This is a genomic window from Asaia bogorensis, assembly GCF_900465345.1.
GTDB lineage: Bacteria > Pseudomonadota > Alphaproteobacteria > Acetobacterales > Acetobacteraceae > Asaia > Asaia bogorensis_A.
The window spans coordinates 24,446-42,966 of sequence record NZ_UEGO01000034.1; the positions used below are offsets into that span (position 1 = coordinate 24,446).

Genomic DNA, 18,521 nt, shown 5'->3' on the forward strand with positions numbered 1-18,521 from the left:
TGAAAGGCCACCATCGCAGGATATCCTTCGTGGTTCCCGGCGCAGCTGCGGGAACCTTACCCTCAGCCCTGCCCCGCTGACTTGTACGCCTCGATTATTGTGTCAGGCGCACCATCCATCCTGATACGGCCTCCTTCCATCCAGATGATGCGCGTGCACCACTTTTCCAGGATGGGAAGGGAATGCGACGTAACGACGAGGATGCGAACGTATTCGATCAGGCGCGCAAGTCTGTCATGAGCCTTCTTCTGGAAATGACTATCCCCTGCCATGAACCATTCATCCATGAGCAGGATGTCTGGGCGCGGCGATGTGGCCAGACCAAAGCCCAGACGGACAATCATGCCTGAAGAATAATGTCTGACCGGCAAATCGAGAAAGGCACCCAGTTCCGCGAAAGCCTCGACATCCTTTTCCAGGGTCAGGGTTTCCTGCTTGTTCATGCCGAGTACACGGGCATACAGGCGGATATTCTCCCGCCCTGTCAGCTCGGGATTCATCCCGGCCTGCGGGCTCAGAAGCGCATGAACCTCACCTTGCACGTCAAACTGGCCGATCGAGGACTCATAGATTCCGGCGAGCGCCCTGAGCAGGGTCGACTTCCCTGCACCGTTATGGCCGATCAGGCCGACACGCTCGCCAGCCGTGATGGACAGCGAGATCGCATCAAGAGCCACGATGATTGTCGTATCGTCCTGGCTGACGATGCTGCCGCCCACGGCCTGGCGGCTCTGGATCTTCTGCCGAACGCCCTTGAAGAGACTTTTCTTGAACGATCGCGCACTGCCATGGAACATGGGATAGATAAGGGAGTAATCCCGCAGGGTAATGGAAGACATCGTTCTTACACCCAGAACGCAAGACGCTCACGCGTTCTGACGAATGTCAGAAAGCCGAGCAGGCACCATACAAGACTGACCCCGCAGGAGACAGCGACAACGCTCGGACTGGGGAGATGCCCCAGAATCGGACCGCGTACCATTTCAAGAAGATCGTAGAACGGGTTGAAAATCAGATATCGGCTGCGCGGACCCAGCTGGGTCGGCTGCCAGATGATCGGCGTGACATAGAACGCGATCTGCATGAAGGCCCCCACAACGGAGGTGATGTCGCGAAAACGTGCACAGAACGGCCCCAGAAGCAGACAGGCAGCATAACCGTTCAGCGTCCACAAGACGAGCCCGGGCAGCGCTGCGATACTGATCAGACCCGGCCATGCACCATAAAGGATAAAGACACCGATCGGCACGATGATGCTGTGAGCGAAAACGATCAGATTACGTACCAGCAGCCTGATGGCATGAAGCGTATAGGGCAGCTTCATGGCATGAATCGTTCCCTCCGCCTCAACGAAGCAGGTGCAGGATTCCATCAGCAGACTTGATAGACCGACCTGCCAGAGAGCGAGGGAAAGTGACAGGAAAGGCAGATAATCACGAAGCACCATTTGAAAGATGCGCGCATAGATCACCCCCATGGAGGCGACCATGATAAGGGCCGAGAGGGTGAGCCAGAACGGACCAAGCACCGAACCTCGATAACGCAGTCGAATATCGGTCCACCCGAGAGTAGCTGCCAGCCGCCACATGCGCAGCCCTGAAACTATATCTTCCAATGCGAGGGCATAACGACGCTGGCTCATGTCTCTCCGGGAATTGCTTACGGTCTCTTTATGGGACAGGCGCCTGAAAATACGCTTTGCGCTGGACAATTCGCGTAGCGGATCACACCCGTTTTCGCAACAGCGGCGCAACAGCCGGCGCCGAATCTTCCCAGGCCACGCGATAACACCATTTTTCGCTTTCTTTCTCTTATCGCACTCCGTAGTTTTGCCTCATTCCCGCCCCATATTACGGATCACACTCGGTTGCATCAGGTGAAATCCATCATGGCCCCTCCCCGTCACTCGACCATCCAGGCTGGCAAAGCTGAACCAGGCCGGTCCCGTCATGTGGGGATGCCACCGAGGAACATACTGGCAATCACGGGGATAGCCGTGCTTCTGAGCGCTTGCGCCAGCACAGCCCAGCGACCGCAAGTCCCTGTCGCCCAGGAAGCCGCGCATTACCGCGAGCGCGCCAAGTCCTATTATGCGCCGCCTGGACCGGCAGATGACCCATGGGGCCCTTACATCGAGGAAGCCTCACAGCGTTTCGACGTGCCTACGACATGGATTCGTTCTGTCATGATGCAGGAATCCGGCGGGCGGCTATATGACCGGAACGGCCAGTTCACGACATCTGCGCCAGGCGCGATGGGGCTCATGCAGCTCATGCCACCCACCTATGATGACATGCGCACGCAATATAGCCTGGGTGACGATGCGTATGACCCCCATGATAATATCATGGCAGGTACGGCCTATATCCGTCAGATGTATGACATCTATGGGTCTCCGGGCTTTCTGGCAGCCTATAATGACGGTCCAGGCAGCCTGGACTCCTATCTTCGCCGGGGACGCGCCCTCCCCCGTGAGACACGCCGCTATGTCGCTCATGTCGGCCCCCAGATTGCGGGGATCTGGCCACGCAACCGCTCTGCGGCCGATCTGCTTGTTGCCCAGCACGACCCCTCGGCCTCAACCATGGTCGCCCAGAATGACAGCGAGACCGCCTCCGTTCGTGCAGCCTGGCGTCGTCAGGCCCAGTCAGCGACTTACCAGGCCGACCAGCAGGATATGCAGGTGGCAGAAGCCCCTGCACCCAGTTCGGCTCGCGCTTCTGTCAGCTCTGCCTGGGCAGCGCGAGGCATCGTACAAACGCCCACGGCCGCTCCTGTCCAGATGGCAAGCCTGACAAGTTCGGCGTCGGAGTCTTCCACGGATTCCAGTCCTGACAATGTGGCCCAGGCCTGGGCGGGACGGGCACCCGTACAGCCCATTCCCGTTAGCCGCCATCTCTCCGCCGAGCCCGTTCTGGCGGTCATGACGCCCCGCTCCGTGCGACAATCTGCCGTCATGCACACGGCTCCGACCGTTACGCCCGGCAACTGGGCCATTCAGGTCGGTGCCTATAATTCTGCCGTGCAGGCCACACGCGCCGTAGCTCAGGCCCAGAATCACGCCGGAACTTCGCTCTCCGGTGCGCGTAGTCAGGTTTCCACGGTGCAGTCGGGCCGGGCGCATCTGTATCGGGCGCGCCTGGTCAATCTATCCCATGACAATGCCGTGGCCGCCTGCCGGAAAATGGGCCGCGACACACCCTGCGTCGTCGTCTCTCCGGGATCATCATTCTGACCCTGCTCCCTGTGGAGACATCATGAAACGCCGTTTTATCCCCGTTTCCGCCGCTCTCCTGTCACTCTCGATAGCGGCGGCGGTCCCTTCCGCACACGCTGCGTTGAAACAGGGGGGTGAAGCACCGGATTTCACGCTTCCCGCCACGCAGAATGGCCAGGAAACCAGCTATACGCTGCACGATGCTCTCAAGAACGGCCCTGTCGTGCTTTACTTCTACCCGGCCGCCTTTACCAAGGGTTGCACGGCCGAGGCGCATGGCTTTGCAGATGCCATGCCCCAGTTCAAGGCACTTGGAGCCAGTGTCATTGGCGTGTCGATGGACAACATCCACAAACTGGATGATTTCTCGGTCAGCCAGATCAAGGGTCAATTCCCTGTGGCTTCTGATACCGATGGCAAGGTCACGCGCCTGTATGATGCCAAGATGCCCATGCTCGATATTGCGCAGCGTATTACCTATGTGATCGCACCTGAAGGGCAGATCATTGAAACAATAAGCGCGGACTCCCCCGGCAACCATGTCAGCAAGGCTCTGGCTGCTCTGAAGATGTTCAAGTCCGACACCATGAAAAATCGCCATAAGTAAGGACCGGGCCGCCCATAACACAGGGCGGCCGATCATTCATGACCTTCTCAGCCAAGACCCACCATGTTGGCGCTTCGCGTCCCCTGCGCCTGCAGGGTGACGTGACCAGCACCGCCCTCTACGATGGCCCCGGTGACTGCTACCGCTACCGCCTGCACAGGGTATGGGCGCCGGAAAAGCCCAGCATCATGTGGCTTATGATGAACCCGTCTGTTGCCACCGAGTATGGCGATGACCGGACCGTTGCCAAATGCCAGCGCTACGCCCGCGAGTGGGGGTATGGCGCGATGTTTGTCGGCAACAGCTTCGGCTATCGCTGCACGGACCAGAAGCGTCTGCTTGAAGTCGACGATCCCGTGGGGCCAGGCAATGATGCGGCTTTGCTCGATATGGCGCGGCAGGCCGACAAGGTGATACTAGCCTATGGCTCACCCACCCACCCTTCATTACGGGCGCGCGGCAATCATGTTGCGCAGACCCTGCATGCCGCCGGGATCCCCCTGTTCGTTCTGAGGCTGAGCAAGGGAGGCCGACCCGAGCACCCCCTCTACCTTCCGTCTGCCCTGACACCGGTCCGGCTGGACGAAGCCTTCTTCAAGGCTCTGGATGGTCAGCCCGCCCCTTGACGGGAAGGGTCGGGCGATCCGGCAGGCAGGGTACCGCGGCACCCTGCACCGGTTTATAGCGAGAGACGATATCGGATCGCCTTACTTCTCGGTGATCTGATAGGTCAGCACGACATGGTTGTCGTGATTGGGCTGGGTGGCGACTGGCTGGATCTGCACGCCCAGATCATGCTTCTGATAGACCTTCTGGATAGCTTGTGTATCAGCGGTTGCGGCTTCTGCCGTCACAGTGGCACCAGGACGCAGCTTCGTCACAGCCTCAAGTTCGGCGGTCGGCACTTTCTTGTTGCCAACGAACTCGACCTTGTCGAGCACGAACGGCGCGGGGGCTGCGGCGGCCTGCGGTGCCTGTTCTTCGATCACCAGATAGAACTGCACCGTGTTTTTGACAAAGCGCTCCTTCTCGCTGAACTTGGCGCCCATGTTCTTGGCCTTGTAGAGATCCGCCACTTTCTGCACGCCTGCATCGAGCTGATCGCGCGTGACGGTATCACCCACATGATAGGGGAGCGCTGCCATGATTTCGTCAGTCGAGACGGCCTTGTTGCCCTCAACCTTGAGAATCTTGAGCGTCAGCGGTGCGTCGGCAGCCGGGGCACTGGCAGCCGATGCTGGTGAAACAAGCCCTGTGACGGGCAGGCAGGGCAGAGCTGCCGTACCGGCCATGAGAGCAAGACCGGCGAGAGCGAGACGGGAGTTCGGCTTCATGTTGTCGTCCTTCTGAACAGGGTCATTCTGAACGGCAGGATCATAGGCATCATGCGAAGCAATTGGCAAAACCCGCGCGTGCGGTGCCATTCTGCCTCTCATCGTTCAGGGATATCAGGATGTTGGAAACGGGCCTGAATCAGGTTGCCTTGTCAGCACTCGACCTCGCACGCGCCGGAGGCGGCGTGTCGAGAGCAAGGGGCGCTTGCGAGAAACGCCCGCTCTCAAGAGCAAAAGAACGGCACGTTTCGGCCTTGCACCCATAACCGGGTGACAAAGAAGCGCCTCTGCCGGGGAGTAGAAACGATACACTGCGGCAAAGCATCAAATGCTCCTGCCGTCCCCTGCGACCTGCAAAACAGGATCACAGCTGCGGGTCGAGGCGGCCCAGAGAGACCGCCCTGCCCGGGGAAGACTAGCCTTCCATTTCGGCAGGCATGGCGGGTCGGGCATCAGGATTGGCGTGCAGTCCTGTCGCCAGAACATGCTCACGATCCCAGCGCTTCGCCAGCGGCAAGAGGCATACGAGAACACCCGTCAGGATCAACCCTGCCACGAACAGATCGCGGAAGAGAGGCACATAGAGCGCCGCCGCAGCAGCACCCGTCGCCGGGGTGCCCGTGGCCGCCGCGAAATTGGCAACCAGACTGCCGGCGTACATGGCCACGCCCCATAGCAAATAGAGCGACCCCATCATGAAGCCACTGCTTTCGGGCAGGGTGTAGCGAGCGATAATCGCCAGCCCCAGCGCCATGGTCAGAAGCTCGGCAATCGAGATCAGACCGTAACCCAGAACCATGACCCAAGCCGAAACCAGAGGCTGGGCGTGAGAAGCGGCAATCCACCAGATGAGAAAGCCCAGCGTCACGAGGCCGAAGCCAAGCACCATCTTGTGCGCAAGGGACAGGTCGCGTCCCTGACGGGCCAGACGGTTATACAGCGCTGCCAGAACCGGGCTCGCCAGCATGATCCAGATCGGGTTGAGCGCCTGGAACTGGCCAGCGCTGAGATGCACCAGGGTGACGCCACCGATACGAAGATCACCATCGACAGCGCGCAGCGCAAACAGCGTGAGCGATGTCATCATCTGCTGATAGAAAATCAGATAGGCCATGCTCTCCAGACAGAGCAGGAAGGTCAGGCGCAAACCGGGTCGGGCTGCATTGCCCGAGCGCCAGTAGAGACGCCCCCACAGGAAGGCGATGGCCGCCGTGGCACACCAGACGCAGAGCCGCGCGATACCGGGGCTCGCGATGATGCCTGTCAGCACGAGCACGGCCAGCACAAACCCGCCAAACACCGTCAGAAACGGTTTGAGCTGGAAGGGCCCCTGATCCAGCGCTGAGCCAGCGTGATGGATCCAGCGGCGACGCCAGAAATAATAGGCCAGACCCACGACAAGCCCGCCCGAACAGGTCAGGAAGGCGCTTGCAGGTCCATAGCGATCCTGCAGCAGCGGGGTGATGAGCATTGAGACGGTCGAGCCCACATTGACCGACATGTAATAGATGGTGAACGCGGCATCGAGCGCGGCGTCGTCGCCTTCATAGATACGACGTACCAGATTGGCCGCATTGGGCTTGAACAGGCCATTCCCTGCCGAGATCAGGGCCATTGCGAAAAACAGCAATGAGCGATGCTGGTCAGCAAGCGCCAGCGCCGCATAACCGAAGACCAAGGCAAAGGCGCCCATCAGCATGGTGCGCCTCGGGCCAAGGATGCGATCGCCGGCAAAGCCACCAAGAACCGGGGTGATGTAGGTAAGACCAACAAAGGCGGCGATCATGACATTGGCTGCCACGTCGCTCAGCCCCAGACGCTGAACCAGATAGAGCGTCAGTACGGCCTGCATGCCGTAATAGCCAAAACGTTCCCAGAGTTCGATCGCGAAGACGACCGAGAAGGCCTGTCGTCGCGTCGGAAGCTCCGTGAGAGAGGATGCGCTCATGAGGGGGGGGTCCGGGTCAAGAAATCAGATCAGTGGACCCGAGATATCACACTCCCCCGTGATGGAAAGACTAAAGTCCGGCCCAGATCCCCGAGATCCTCATGCCGCCATAGCAGAGGACCACGAGCAATGCGGTGGAAAGAAGGGCAACAATCGCCCCCATCACTTCACGGGTGAAGATCAGCTTCCAGTCGAAAAAACCGGGCCTCGCCACCGTTATCAGGCCTCCTCAGCCTGCTGCGCGCGCTGTTCGGCAAAGAACGCCTCGAGCTTGGGATCGACGTCACCGATCCTGACCTGAAGCGTGACGTACAGGTTCCCTGCCTTGTGCTGGCCGTGCTCGGCGACACCACGGCCACCCAACCGCAGCACCGTACCGGTATCGGAATGAGGAGGCACCTTCATGGTCACCTGCCCCTTGGGCGTCGGGATCACGATCTTGCCGCCAAGAATGGCTGTTTCCAGATCAACCGGCACATTTGCCCTGAGATCGCGGCCATCGCGGGTATAGATCGTGCTTGGCGTCACCGAGATCGTAATGAGCGCATCACCGGCAGGGGCATTCTCTCCCATACCTGCACCACCCTTGCCACTCAGGCGCAGGGTCTGACCATCCTCGATTCCGGCAGGAATCTTGACCTCAACCGTTCCTGCCTCGGGCAAGGTCACACGGCTCGTCGTGCCCAGTACGGAATCCTCGAACGAGACTGTCAGCGTATAGGATCGGTCTGCCCCCCGGCGCGTCCGACGACGTCCGCCAAATGGCCCCCCACCAAAATCGGCGCCGGTGCCACCGCCGCTGAACATGTCCGAGAAAAAAGCCCCCAGATCTTCCTGATTGAACTGGTTACCGCCGCCATGGAAACCCTGGCCGCCACCAAAGCCACCGCCACCGAAGGGCCCTCTCTCATTCCCCTCGGCATCGATTTCGCCGCGATCGAAGCGCGCGCGCTTTTCCTTGTCGCCCAGAATGGCATAGGCGGCACCAACAGCCTTGAAGGCCTCCTCAGCCTTCTTGTTGTTCGGATTATGGTCCGGATGATGTTCCTTGGCGAGTTTGCGATAGGCGCTGCGGATCTCCTTATCCGTGGCGCTGCGCGTCAGGCCAAGCGCTGCATAAGGATCTTTCACGCCTGTATCTCCTTGCTTTTCGTGAATACTACAGAATTCATAAGTTGTATATTGTGACCATCATCCGCAATTCAAGTGAGCTAGCGCGAGAAGGCCTTTGCAAGGATACTTTGCTTTGCCGCATCAATTGGCAAGGCCGTATCGCGCATTGCCACACCCTGCCACCCTGCACCCATCGCCGTATACAGCGCCACGGAATCGTGCAGCCTGGCCGTACGGGCCACAGCCTCACGGTCCTGAGCCCCCAGCAAGGTGCGTTGCGTCGTCAGGACATTCAGGTAATCGGTCAGACCCGCGGCATAGAGCCGCCTCGCCCTGTCCGCTGCCAGACCACTATCGGTTGCTGCCTGATGCAGCTGGGCGACATAATGGTCGTTATGCAGCCATGACGTCATGGCGTCCTCAACCTCGCGGAAGGCATTGAGCACGGTCTTGCGATAGGTCAGACGGCTGGCCTCGGCCCGTGCGCGCACCTCGACCACCTGCGAGGTGAAACGCCCCCCGTGCATGACCGGCAGGGTTGCCAGCATCATGAACGACCAGCTCATCGCATTGACCTGAAACGCCTGATACATGGCGGAGGCATTCGGATTGAATGTCAGGGGAATCGAGAATTTGGGGTAGAGCTGTGCCACGGCCACGCCGATGCGAGCCGTCGCTTCGGCATAGCCGCGCTCGGCGGCACGAATATCGGGGCGATTGGCCACGACGATCGAGGGCAATGTGGCTGGAAAGCGCGGCATGACCGGCAGGGAGGCTGTCCCGTCGGGCAATGCCTCCAGTTCTGCCTTGAGATCGCCCGGCATATCACCCAGCAAGACGCTTACCCCGTGGCTCAGCGTGTCGATCTGGGCCTTGAGAGGTTCGAGCGAAGCCAGTTCGCTATCGAGCTCGCTCTGCGCCTGTGCGGTCTGAAGCGTGTTGCCTATGCCCTCCAGATAAAGACGCTTGGTCAGATCGACCTCGCTCTGGGCATTCTTGACGTTGGCCTGCGCGATCGAGAAACGCAGCTGCGCCCCCCGGAGCGAGATATAGGCGCGTACCAGATCCGAAAGCAGCGTCATCAGCGTGGCGCGTCGGTCCTCGATGCTGACATCGATGGCGCGCTCGCTGGCCTCGACCTCGCGCCTGATACGCCCGAACGCGTCGATTTCCCAACTGGCCTGGGCACCATAGGTCAGGACCGATGCCTCTGGCCGGTTCTGCGGATTGCCGGGCCTGATGGGCCAGTTGTCGATATTGATGGAATATCGGCTTGAGCCACCGCCTGCGTTGACATCGAGCTGCGGGTACCAGGCCGAGGCCGCCTCTTCACGCATGGCGCGACCGGCGATGATACGCTGGTCGGCAATGAGGAGGTCGTAATTACCCTTGATGGCCTGAGCCACAAGCCGGTTAAGCAGCGGATCGTTATACTGTCCCCACCACTCCTTCATCTCGGCCTCAGTGCGGGCGATTTCCTCTGCGGTGGCCGCGTGATCGGTCTCGACAAAGCCATCTGGCAGTTTCATGCGGTCGGGCTTGTAAGCGGGCCCGACCGTGCATCCGGCAAGAAGCGAGGCAGCAAAAGTGAGGGCGCAAAGCCTGCGGGGAAGAGACACCATGATCAGAGATGGTTCTGCAGCCAGGTGGTCAGACGGCCCCGTTGCCCTTGTGGCGGAGTGCCTACCGTGACCGTGCAGGTCATTCCGGCCGCCAGAATGACCTCGGGCGGCACGCGATCAAGATGGATACGCACGGGAATACGCTGCGCCAGACGGACCCAGGTGAAAATGGGATTCACATCCTGCAGTCCCAGCTTGTCTGGCGATCCGTTCTGATCGTTGATACCACGAGCGATGGAAACGACATGGGCCGGGATGATTTCGCGGTAGCCCATGAGCTTCACGCGGGCAACGTCACCCACATGCACGCCCCACATCTTCGTTTCCTCGAAATAGGCGTTGATCCAGAAGCTGTCAGCATCGATGACCGCCATGCGCGACTGCCCCTCATGCGCATAGTCACCCACGCGCAGATTGAGGTTGGTCACGTAGCCTTCAACCGGCGAGTAGACGATGGAGCGCTGGAGGTTCAGCCTCGCCACATCGAGCGTGGCACGCGCCGCATTGACCGCATCCTCCTGCGTCTCAACATTGGAGTTGTAGATTTCCTGCTCTTCGGCCGAGACGATACCGCTCAATCCCATGCGGCGCTTGGCATCGTTGCGGCGCAGCTTGAGATCTTCCTCGGCGCTCGCAAGATGGGCCTCCGCCTCCTTGATCGCGAGGCGGAACCGCACCGGGTCGATCACGAAAAGCGGGTCGCCACGATGAACAAAATCATTGTCGTGCACCGGCACACTGACCACCGTACCCGACACTTCAGGCGCCGCATCGACCACATACACGCGAACGCGCCCATCACGCGTCCACGGTGCGATCATGTAAGTCTCCCACAGCGTGTAGCCCAGAAGGATCGTCACCCCGAGCACTGCGAATGTCAGAAAGACCCGGATCAGTGTACGAGCGAGCAACACGGAGGCATTTCCTTGTAAGAGGCCAAGTTAGTCGGGGCGGGGAAGCAGGCAGCATGCATGGTAGAACGCCAGACACCACAGGCGACATGACCCATCATACGCCTCTGTGAGGCGGGCAGGGAGCCGCGCTGCCTCTCGACCTCACACATAGAGCACCATCAGGCAGAGCACGCAGACATAGAGCGCCACTTCGAACAGGGCGACATGCCAGAACCACTCGATAGCGCCTGTGCGCCAGAGGAGGAAGCGGATAAAAAGCGTGATGGGGATGGCGGCGAGGGAATAGACGGCAATGGGAGATATGAACACGCCGAAAAGATCAAATTCCGCGAGCATCAGTCTCCCTCCTCCTTCTGCTATCAACCTTGCGGGATCAGAAGGGAGAGAGCCAAGCCCGAGCGCATGAAACGCGGAATATCCCGCAATGCTATCGGGGCGCAGACACCGGACGACCTGACCGAACCCGGATGAGCCCCGGACCTGACGCCTGAGGCAATTGATGGAAGATCATAGGGGAAAGCCAGGTTCGCCGCCAGCAGGCAAACCTGAATTTTGCATTACATTCGAGGCGAATGACTTCACGTCGCAGTCAACTGGGTGTCAGCGCCGGGCGAAGATGTTGCGGAGCACCTCGAAGAGTTGCTTGCCCGTGAAGCGACCGACAGGGCCGAGCAGCAGACCCGTGAGCGTGGAAAGGGCCAGAGTCTGTCTAAATTCAATCATCTTGCGATCACGGCGCAGCCTTGCCTCGAACTCGACAGGATCAGCAACGTTGCGCGTACCAAGGAGGGCAAAAATAACGACGAAAAGCAGATCCAGCCCGAATACCGAACATGCTGCGCCAAATGCCGAGAAATGGAGCACACTATAAGCGAACGCCCAGAGCACCGCATGGAAGGACACGAGTGCGAACAGACCGAATATGGCGGCGACGATGAAATAGGCAACGCGACGACCGATGCGCATTGCTACGCGCTGCAGAACTTCGCCTTGAGCCTGAAGGGCTTCCTGCCCGACATCAATGACCTTCATGGAGATTCGCAAGCCTTTACGGTGTGGTCGTGCCAGCGCCAGACATTCCGGGAGCGCGCCTGCCAGAGATCAGCGCAGGCAGGGCATCCTTGAACATCCACCCCTGAGACGGGTTGGAACATAAGGCTGCCCTGCAGGAAAGACGGACAGCCTATTTGGAGACTCGTCCTGCAATAAAGCCAATGACCGCAGAAATCAAAACAGCAGCGATCGGACGGGCACGGACACGCGCTTCGGCATTGTGCAGCTGCACATCGGTGATCTCACGGGCATTGGCCACTGCCTGATCAGCACGACCGGCAACGTCGAGCAATGCGGGGTTGATGCGATCCTTGAGCAATTGCTCCAGCTGGTCTTTCAGGCTGTCGATCTGCTCCTGTGCCGACTTGCTGGCAACGTCGACAGATTTCTTGACGTCAGATTTGCTCATGTCACAACTCCTCACGCGGCCTGCACCGCATCTTTATGGTTTCGGATACAACGCTGTGGGTTCAGGCGAGGTTTCATGTCAGGTTCATCACGAGGTCATCAGCCGCTACTGTCGATACAGTCGCTTTCGATGGCAGCTGGCGCGCCAGGATTTTCGCTCGACGTCAGGAGAGGTGAGGCCATAAGCCTGCTGGGCGACTTGCCTGAGAGGCTCAGCCTGTTCTGTGATATTCTTGGGGGCTTTGCACAGCCCGCATCAGGAAAAATCACGTTAAACAGCCGAGAAATCTCTCATGCGCCGCCCGAACAGCGCGATATCGCCCTCGTCTCGGGGCGCGAGCCCGTGTTCAGCCATCTCGATGTTGCCGGAAATATTGCCTTTCCTCTCCGCGTTCGCGGCATCCCGCTTCACGAGATCAAAGCCGTCGTCAGCAACAGGCTCGCGCTCCTCGGGCTGGACGCATTTGCCTCAACACGCGCCAATCATCTGCCGCCCGAATACGACCTGAGGCTTCGGCTCGCGCGGGCGCTTGCCTGCAGCCCAGCCATTCTGGTGATGGACGATATCCTGTCCGGCCTCGATTTTCAGGCCGCTGGTCGAACACGTCAGTTGATTACGAAACTGCACAAGGCACTCGGCCTGACACTTCTCTACACCGCCAAAAGCCGTGAGGACGCGGTATGGCTGGGCGGACGTATCGCGCTTTTCGACAGACAGACACTGGTCCAGTGCGACAACGCCAGTGTGCTGCTGGATCGTCCGGCCAGTCCCTGGGTTGCATCGTTGTTCGCCGAGGCCAATCTGCTCACGGGGCGCACTCTGTCAGTCGAGGATGATATTGCCACGGTGCATCTCGCCTGTGGCGGCGTAGTGGAGGCCCTGGCGGATGCCGATCTGGAGGAGGACAGCCTTTGTGTCGTGTGCATACGTCCTGATCGCATGACCCCGCTCTTCTCGTCAGTCACGGGGGATGATGACGGCCCGCAGCCTCTTGTCGCAAGCCTGCAATCAGTGTTGCACACAGGAGAGCAGATGCGTTTACGGCTACGGCTGTCAGACGGCGTGGAAATCGAGATGCGACGCCCGCTTATTCAGTCAACACGCCATCTGACGCCTGGCACGGCGATGCAACTGGCGTGGCAAGCCAGCCAGGCTGTGGCCTTTCCCATGAAAGACGATCTATAAGGAGCATTCGAAAATTATTTGCCACAGAAAGGCTGTTTCCTGAGCGCGTCGCCCACCCTTTTCCGACATGACCGCCTGACACGTGACGCTTGCAGCAAAGCGATACACGCGCTGCTTGCATTGTTCTGCCTGTCTGTGCTCTCGCCTGCATCTCGATGTCAGGCAGCGGTGCCGGGACATCATGCCCGCCATGTCACCAATCATGCGAAAAACCGGAAGGCAAACCGACCAGCGCCGGCTCAACTTGGCCTTGCCGTGCTGTCAGGCAGTCTTGATGCGCATTCGCTCCTGATGCCCGACCAGCCTTATCCGCTGCGTGAGTGGGATGGCACCCTTGCCACCCTGCGACTGGCTGCACAGGCACGCAAGCCAGCCTGGCTGGCCGCCATGATGGATAACATGACGCTCTACGCTGCTTGCCGCGACGGCGTGGTGCAGACCCTGCCGACGGCCGCTGCGGCGCCGACGCCCGCCCATACTCCTTCGGGCTCGCCCTGTGGTATAGCTGCGGGGGAAGACAGCCTCGTTCTGGCATGGGACCGCGGGAGACTGGGGGATGACGCCCCGGGCTGGAATGATTTCTGGGATATCGCCCGTCACCCCGGCAAGAGAGCCCTGCGCCTTGACCCTCGGGGAACGCTCGAAATTGCGCTCATGGCGGATGGTGTCGCACCCGGCGATATTTATACCGTACTCTCATCACCCGCAGGGGTAGATCGTGCTTTTCGCAAACTCGATCAACTCCGTCCCTACCTGGTCTGGTGGCGCACCCCTGAGGAAGCGTCGCGAATCATGAGCAGTGGGGCTGCGCTCATGCTTTCCACACCGCATGATCGTCTGGCAGATCTGGGAGACAAGGCGAGTTTTGCCGCGCAGTGGCGTCAGTCCCTTCGTCAGAAAATCTCCTGGGCCATACCGCGCAACGTCCCCCCCGAGCAGACAGATGCCATTCTTAAAATGCTGCGCGATCAGACTCCTCTCCATGATGACACGCAGGATGCTCCACAGGACGGACGAGATATCCGTATGCTGGCGGTGAATGACAATTTCTGGGCGATCAACTACTATGCCCTGCAGAAACGCTTTCAGGCATGGCTGACGGCAACTCCATGATAATTCCTTCCCTGGCCCTTATTGGCGGCTGGGCCTTCTGCCTTGGCCTGCTATCCGTTTTCGCTCTTTTGTCTGCAAAACTGAAAATATCTCGCAGGGCGAGAGGGTTCTTCACGCATACGGCCTGTGCGTCCCTCGTGGGGGCATTCTGGTTGAGCAGAGCCATGCCCAACTGGCCTGTTCATGGCGCAATGTTCATCGCAGGCTTTCTCTCAGCGCCTTTTTGCACGTTGCCTGTTTACCAGAGACTCTCATGCAGAGTTGAGGGACTGACACGCGCGGCGTCCGGCCTGGGGGCTGGACCGCGCATGCGTATGCGCCTCTTGTGGTTTCCCTTGCTGAGAGGCCCGATGCTGCTTTCCGGTCTGATTTCTCTCGCTACCCTCGGATTTTGCCTCGCTCTCGGCCGGATTGCCCATGTCTGATACTGAGCACCCTTTCTGGCAGATGGTCCCCCTGTCAGAAATGACGAAGGAACAATGGGAGTCGTTATGCGATGGCTGCGGCAAATGCTGCCTGCACAAGCTGCGCGACGAAGAGACCGACGCGATCCATTTCACGAATGTCGCGTGCCGTCTGCTCAACCTGGAAACCTGCCAGTGTTCGGAGTATCCCACACGGTTTCGCAAGGTGCCGGATTGCGTGTCGCTCACGCCGGCAATTCTCGCCGATATCGACTGGCTCCCTCCAAGCTGCGCCTATATCCTGATCCGTGACGGACAGGACCTCCCCGCATGGCACCATCTGCGCACGGGCTCGGTTGACTCTGTGCACGAGGCGGGAATCTCGGGAAAGGGCCGTATGGTTAGCGAGCGCGAAGCAGGTATGCTTGAAGACCATATCGTTGAGTGGCCAGCAGATATTCCACCCGGCGTGGCGAAAAAACGGCGCAAGCGACCGTCGAATAAACGACGCTGGTGACAGATCCCGCCTACCCGGTAACGTGGCGACACTCTGCGCGTGCCAAGCGTATTTCGCTCCGTATCGACGGCGCTAACCGTCAGGTCGTGGTGACCTGCCCTCGTCATCTACCGCTGCATCATGCGCGACGCTTTCTGCTCGCTCATGACAACTGGGTGCGCGAACGACTCAATGCCCTGCCAGCTGTGACTGTCCTTGTTCCGGGAAGCACCATCCTACTCGATGATCGCCCTGTTACCTTGGTTCATGCGCCTGAGCAAAGACAAAGCGCTCTTTTGGAAGAGGGGATTTTACAGATAAACGGTCCCATTGAGCGCTATGAGCATCGGGTTCTGGTTTTTCTCAGGCATCGGGCCGGGCTGATGCTCCCCGCCGAACTCGCTCATGAGGCAGAGCGAATGTCGTGCCAGATCGCGCGTTTCGCTTGCAGCAATGCCCGCACCCGCTGGGGGAGTTGCACACGAACCGGACGGGTCATGCTGAACTGGCGCCTGATCATGATGCCCGAATCTGTCCGCCGTTACGTGATGGTGCACGAGCTCGCCCATCTGACGCATTTCGACCATAGTCCGGCCTTCTGGGCTTTGGTGGAGCGGTTTCATGAACACCGCAAGCCAGCGCAAGCCTGGCTCAGGCAGCATGGTACAGCGTTGATGGCACTTGGATAATAGCTATGCTGCCCGCAAGGGATTTCCACCCCCTCGCCCACGTGCTAGAGCCTGAGCCGTGTTGTGCGAACTTGGCGGAATGGTAGACGCACGAGACTTAAAATCTCGAGTCCGTAAGGGCGTATGGGTTCGAGTCCCATAGTTCGCACCACTATCTCATTGATATTGATAGTTTTTTTGCTCTCAACGCGTCAAACCGGGATTTTCCCGGAATTCTTCCCAGAACGGGAAAGTTTGATGCTGCGTCTGATAGGGTCCCGCTACCATTTTCGCAGGGCCGTGCCGAAGGATATCCAGCCTCTCCTGAGGCGGTCCGAGATCTCCCTTTCGCTTGATACTTCGGCTAAACTCGAGGCTCGCAGACGGGCGGCACAGCTATATGACCGGACCTGACAGTTCTTCGACAAGGTGCGCGCCATGAGTGACTCGAAAGCCCGACCGCCCACACCAGACGAGATCATCACTTTCTAAGAGAGCTTCGTTCGCGATACCGAGTCTGCCCATGCCATTGAAATGCGCCTGCTCGAGCTCAAGCATGAGAGGGAAATGACAGAGGTTCAGGTACGCTTCCTCGAGTTCAACAACCTCGTGACGCGTTTTCTCTCCATCATCGGCCCCTATCTTGCCAAGGATACCGAGCGGCTCGAAACGATGCGGAAAATCGTGAAGAAAGATCTGCCTGAAGCGCGTGCGGAGGCCGCTAATCTGGCCGCTCAGGTCAATCTCCTGAAAAGCATCGTCGTCGACATTGGAACCGCCACGAAGAGCGAACCTATCGCCCCAGTGCCGCTGACTGCTGAACCAGACCCGCGCGGACCAACCACACCAAAGAAAAAGCTTGCAAGCTCAGGTTCCCGCTCAAAGCTTCTGACGGTCAGCATGGCGGCGGAGCGTTTTATTTACCCAGATACCAATCGCTCAGAGGATACGAAACGCGGCACGCGCAAAGCGCTTACCCTGTTCATCGATGCCTTCGGCGACATGGAGGTCGAACGGATTACCGGCGAGACCGCTGGCGAGTTCCGTGATCTCCTCTTCCGTCTTCCCTCCACCCACGGCAAGGAACGCAACGGTCGCTCGATCCGTGACGAGGTCGTGCGCGCTGAAACCGAAAAGCTCGAGACCATCAGCGCCAAGACGGTCAAGAACCACTTCTCTCGTCTCTCCGCTCTTTGGGCGCTCCTGCTGCAACGTGATCTGGTGTCACGCAACGTCTGGGCAGGCTGGGACTACCATGTCACGAAGAAGGTCGAACGACGCTGCTTCAGAGATGCTGAACTGGCGCAGCTCAGTGCGACACCATGATGGTGTGCTGATCGGGCCTTTCACGCGTCTGACGAAAACACGCATGAAGGATTTCCGCCAACTCCTCGTAGAGGAAGCTGCCAGACCGAGATGCGGTGATATCAGGGCAGCAGTCAAGCCGCTCCTGGAGCGTGCCCCTCTGGAGATGGCTTCGATGGTGCGCCATGGAGAGGAGAGTGGTCTGCTCCCGCCGCCCCTTGAGGAGCTCAGGCGTGACCCGGAAGCATTCGCGAGAGCGGCTGCGAAAACAAGGCCGTCACATCCCTCGCCCAGACAGCCGAAAATCGTTTCGCTGGATCGTATCGACAAACTGCCACCGAACTTTGCTCACTACATCCGCCAGTGGAAGCAGGAAGTCAGAGCATGCCGGACGGTACTCAATGCAAAGCCGCCTCTGGAGTATGGCCCGCGGCGCTCTGTCGACGAGCAAGGCGCAGCTCTGTTTGCGCAGATAGAACGAACATGCAAACAGCTCTGGCAGACCGGAAAACAGCTGCAGAAAACACGACAGGAGCGTGACGCTCTGCGTGACAGGGTATTTATCCTTTCAAAGCAGAAACGCCTCTCCCATCTCGATGAGGAAATCGAACGGTTTTCGAAAATGCTGGCCGAGATCCTGCGCTATCTGCTGGAAACCGTATTCTGGCATCTGGGTCTACGCGGCATACTGCCCGAGCCGCTTTGCTTGCCCGTGCCGACGGAACGTGAAAAAGCCAATGCGCAGTTGCAGAGAGAGAACCATGAGCTGTTTCGGAAGATCGCCAGACGGGACACATGTAGGGAGTGGCTTGTCACGCTCTATCGCGAGGCCGTTAGGCGAAGGCAGGAGGAGATCACCGCTTGGAAAAGACGCCACGTTGCACAGTGCAATAGGGCCAGAAAAAATCTAAAACTGCTGGACGCGATCTGGATACCACCAGAAAAACTGCCGCCTGAGACACAGGCGGAGATCATGAAATACAAGCTGGCCGGCAATCTTGAACAAGCCAAATATGTGACGCGGGTCGCTTCGAGGAAATTGGACGAGGCTGAGGCAGAACGACTGGCAGAGGAAATGGAGAGCGAAAAAGCCGCACCTGTCGCTAAGGCCTAAATTCCCTCCTCGGTGAAGC

General features: G+C 59.2%; 21 protein-coding genes and 1 tRNA gene. 11 read left to right on the forward strand and 11 right to left on the reverse strand.

Translation table 11 applies throughout. The features are described 5' to 3' along the window. Positions 1-62: 62 nt before the first annotated feature. Both ED655_RS13105 and ED655_RS13110 read right to left on the reverse strand, forming a co-directional pair. Positions 63-839 (reverse strand): ABC transporter ATP-binding protein, encoded by a 777-nt coding sequence (locus ED655_RS13105; protein WP_122050543.1) that lies wholly within the window; start codon positions 837-839, stop codon positions 63-65. A gap of 5 nt (positions 840-844) precedes the next feature. Next, on the reverse strand, positions 845-1,642 hold the full coding sequence (locus ED655_RS13110; protein WP_122050544.1) for an ABC transporter permease: 798 nt from the start codon (positions 1,640-1,642) through the stop codon (positions 845-847). A 246-nt stretch (positions 1,643-1,888) separates the two neighbouring features. Between ED655_RS13110 and ED655_RS13115 the strand changes: the two genes are divergently transcribed. From ED655_RS13115 to ED655_RS13125, 3 genes are read left to right on the forward strand one after another with little or no spacing between them, the layout of a single operon-like run. Then, positions 1,889-3,235: a transglycosylase SLT domain-containing protein gene (locus tag ED655_RS13115; RefSeq protein WP_122050585.1), complete on the forward strand. Its 1,347-nt coding sequence runs from the start codon at positions 1,889-1,891 to the stop codon at positions 3,233-3,235. 22 nt (positions 3,236-3,257) lie between these two features. Further along, positions 3,258-3,824 (forward strand): peroxiredoxin, encoded by a 567-nt coding sequence (locus tag ED655_RS13120; RefSeq protein WP_122050545.1) that lies wholly within the window; start codon positions 3,258-3,260, stop codon positions 3,822-3,824. A gap of 38 nt (positions 3,825-3,862) precedes the next feature. Then, positions 3,863-4,450: a DUF1643 domain-containing protein gene (locus ED655_RS13125; protein WP_122050546.1), complete on the forward strand. Its 588-nt coding sequence runs from the start codon at positions 3,863-3,865 to the stop codon at positions 4,448-4,450. A gap of 81 nt (positions 4,451-4,531) precedes the next feature. On the opposite strand, the gene ED655_RS13130 is transcribed toward ED655_RS13125, so the two are convergent. The 9 genes from ED655_RS13130 to ED655_RS13165 form a co-directional block, all read right to left on the reverse strand. Next, complete coding sequence (locus tag ED655_RS13130) at positions 4,532-5,248, reverse strand: POTRA domain-containing protein (RefSeq protein WP_162993522.1); 717 nt, start codon at positions 5,246-5,248, stop codon at positions 4,532-4,534. A gap of 325 nt (positions 5,249-5,573) precedes the next feature. Beyond that, entirely contained in the window at positions 5,574-7,106 is a 1,533-nt protein-coding gene (locus ED655_RS13135) for a peptide MFS transporter (RefSeq protein ID WP_122050548.1), read from the reverse strand. Between the two features lie 70 nt (positions 7,107-7,176). Then, positions 7,177-7,320 (reverse strand): hypothetical protein, encoded by a 144-nt coding sequence (locus tag ED655_RS15625; protein WP_162993523.1) that lies wholly within the window; start codon positions 7,318-7,320, stop codon positions 7,177-7,179. A 5-nt stretch (positions 7,321-7,325) separates the two neighbouring features. After that, complete coding sequence (locus tag ED655_RS13140) at positions 7,326-8,237, reverse strand: DnaJ C-terminal domain-containing protein (RefSeq protein ID WP_035444535.1); 912 nt, start codon at positions 8,235-8,237, stop codon at positions 7,326-7,328. Between the two features lie 80 nt (positions 8,238-8,317). Then, positions 8,318-9,841, reverse strand: a complete 1,524-nt coding sequence (locus tag ED655_RS13145) for an efflux transporter outer membrane subunit (protein WP_122050549.1) — start codon at positions 9,839-9,841, stop codon at positions 8,318-8,320. Between the two features lie 2 nt (positions 9,842-9,843). Next, positions 9,844-10,755 (reverse strand): HlyD family secretion protein, encoded by a 912-nt coding sequence (locus ED655_RS13150; protein WP_023980007.1) that lies wholly within the window; start codon positions 10,753-10,755, stop codon positions 9,844-9,846. A 141-nt stretch (positions 10,756-10,896) separates the two neighbouring features. Further along, the gene (locus tag ED655_RS13155; RefSeq protein ID WP_122050550.1) at positions 10,897-11,091 is read right to left on the reverse strand and encodes a DUF1656 domain-containing protein; all 195 of its coding nucleotides are present in this window, start codon (positions 11,089-11,091) and stop codon (positions 10,897-10,899) included. 264 nt (positions 11,092-11,355) lie between these two features. Then, a complete protein-coding gene (locus tag ED655_RS13160; protein WP_122050551.1) occupies positions 11,356-11,787 on the reverse strand; it encodes a phage holin family protein in 432 nt (143 codons plus the stop codon). 151 nt (positions 11,788-11,938) lie between these two features. After that, positions 11,939-12,217, reverse strand: coding sequence for a hypothetical protein (locus ED655_RS13165; protein WP_122050552.1), 279 nt, complete (start codon positions 12,215-12,217; stop codon positions 11,939-11,941). Between the two features lie 75 nt (positions 12,218-12,292). Between ED655_RS13165 and ED655_RS13170 the strand changes: the two genes are divergently transcribed. The 8 genes from ED655_RS13170 to ED655_RS13205 all read left to right on the forward strand — a co-directional run bounded on the left by ED655_RS13170 (position 12,293) and on the right by ED655_RS13205 (position 18,502). After that, the gene (locus tag ED655_RS13170) at positions 12,293-13,402 is read left to right on the forward strand and encodes an ABC transporter ATP-binding protein (RefSeq protein ID WP_122050553.1); all 1,110 of its coding nucleotides are present in this window, start codon (positions 12,293-12,295) and stop codon (positions 13,400-13,402) included. Between the two features lie 18 nt (positions 13,403-13,420). Then, entirely contained in the window at positions 13,421-14,515 is a 1,095-nt protein-coding gene (locus tag ED655_RS13175) for an extracellular solute-binding protein (RefSeq protein ID WP_122050554.1), read from the forward strand. A gap of 417 nt (positions 14,516-14,932) precedes the next feature. Next, complete coding sequence (locus ED655_RS13185; RefSeq protein ID WP_122050556.1) at positions 14,933-15,436, forward strand: YcgN family cysteine cluster protein; 504 nt, start codon at positions 14,933-14,935, stop codon at positions 15,434-15,436. After that, positions 15,433-16,104 carry a M48 family metallopeptidase gene (locus ED655_RS13190; RefSeq protein WP_162993525.1) on the forward strand — a complete coding sequence of 224 codons (672 nt, stop codon included), beginning with the start codon at positions 15,433-15,435 and terminating at the stop codon, positions 16,102-16,104. Before ED655_RS13185 ends, ED655_RS13190 begins: the two co-directional genes overlap by 4 nt. 65 nt (positions 16,105-16,169) lie before the next feature. Next, a tRNA-Leu gene (locus tag ED655_RS13195) sits at positions 16,170-16,255 on the forward strand. Between the two features lie 86 nt (positions 16,256-16,341). Next, complete coding sequence (locus ED655_RS16030) at positions 16,342-16,497, forward strand: DUF6538 domain-containing protein (RefSeq protein ID WP_346773217.1); 156 nt, start codon at positions 16,342-16,344, stop codon at positions 16,495-16,497. A gap of 195 nt (positions 16,498-16,692) precedes the next feature. Continuing rightward, entirely contained in the window at positions 16,693-17,409 is a 717-nt protein-coding gene (locus tag ED655_RS13200; RefSeq protein WP_162993526.1) for a hypothetical protein, read from the forward strand. Beyond that, the gene (locus ED655_RS13205; protein ID WP_162993527.1) at positions 17,339-18,502 is read left to right on the forward strand and encodes a hypothetical protein; all 1,164 of its coding nucleotides are present in this window, start codon (positions 17,339-17,341) and stop codon (positions 18,500-18,502) included. Before ED655_RS13200 ends, ED655_RS13205 begins: the two co-directional genes overlap by 71 nt. Positions 18,503-18,521 lie beyond the last annotated feature (19 nt).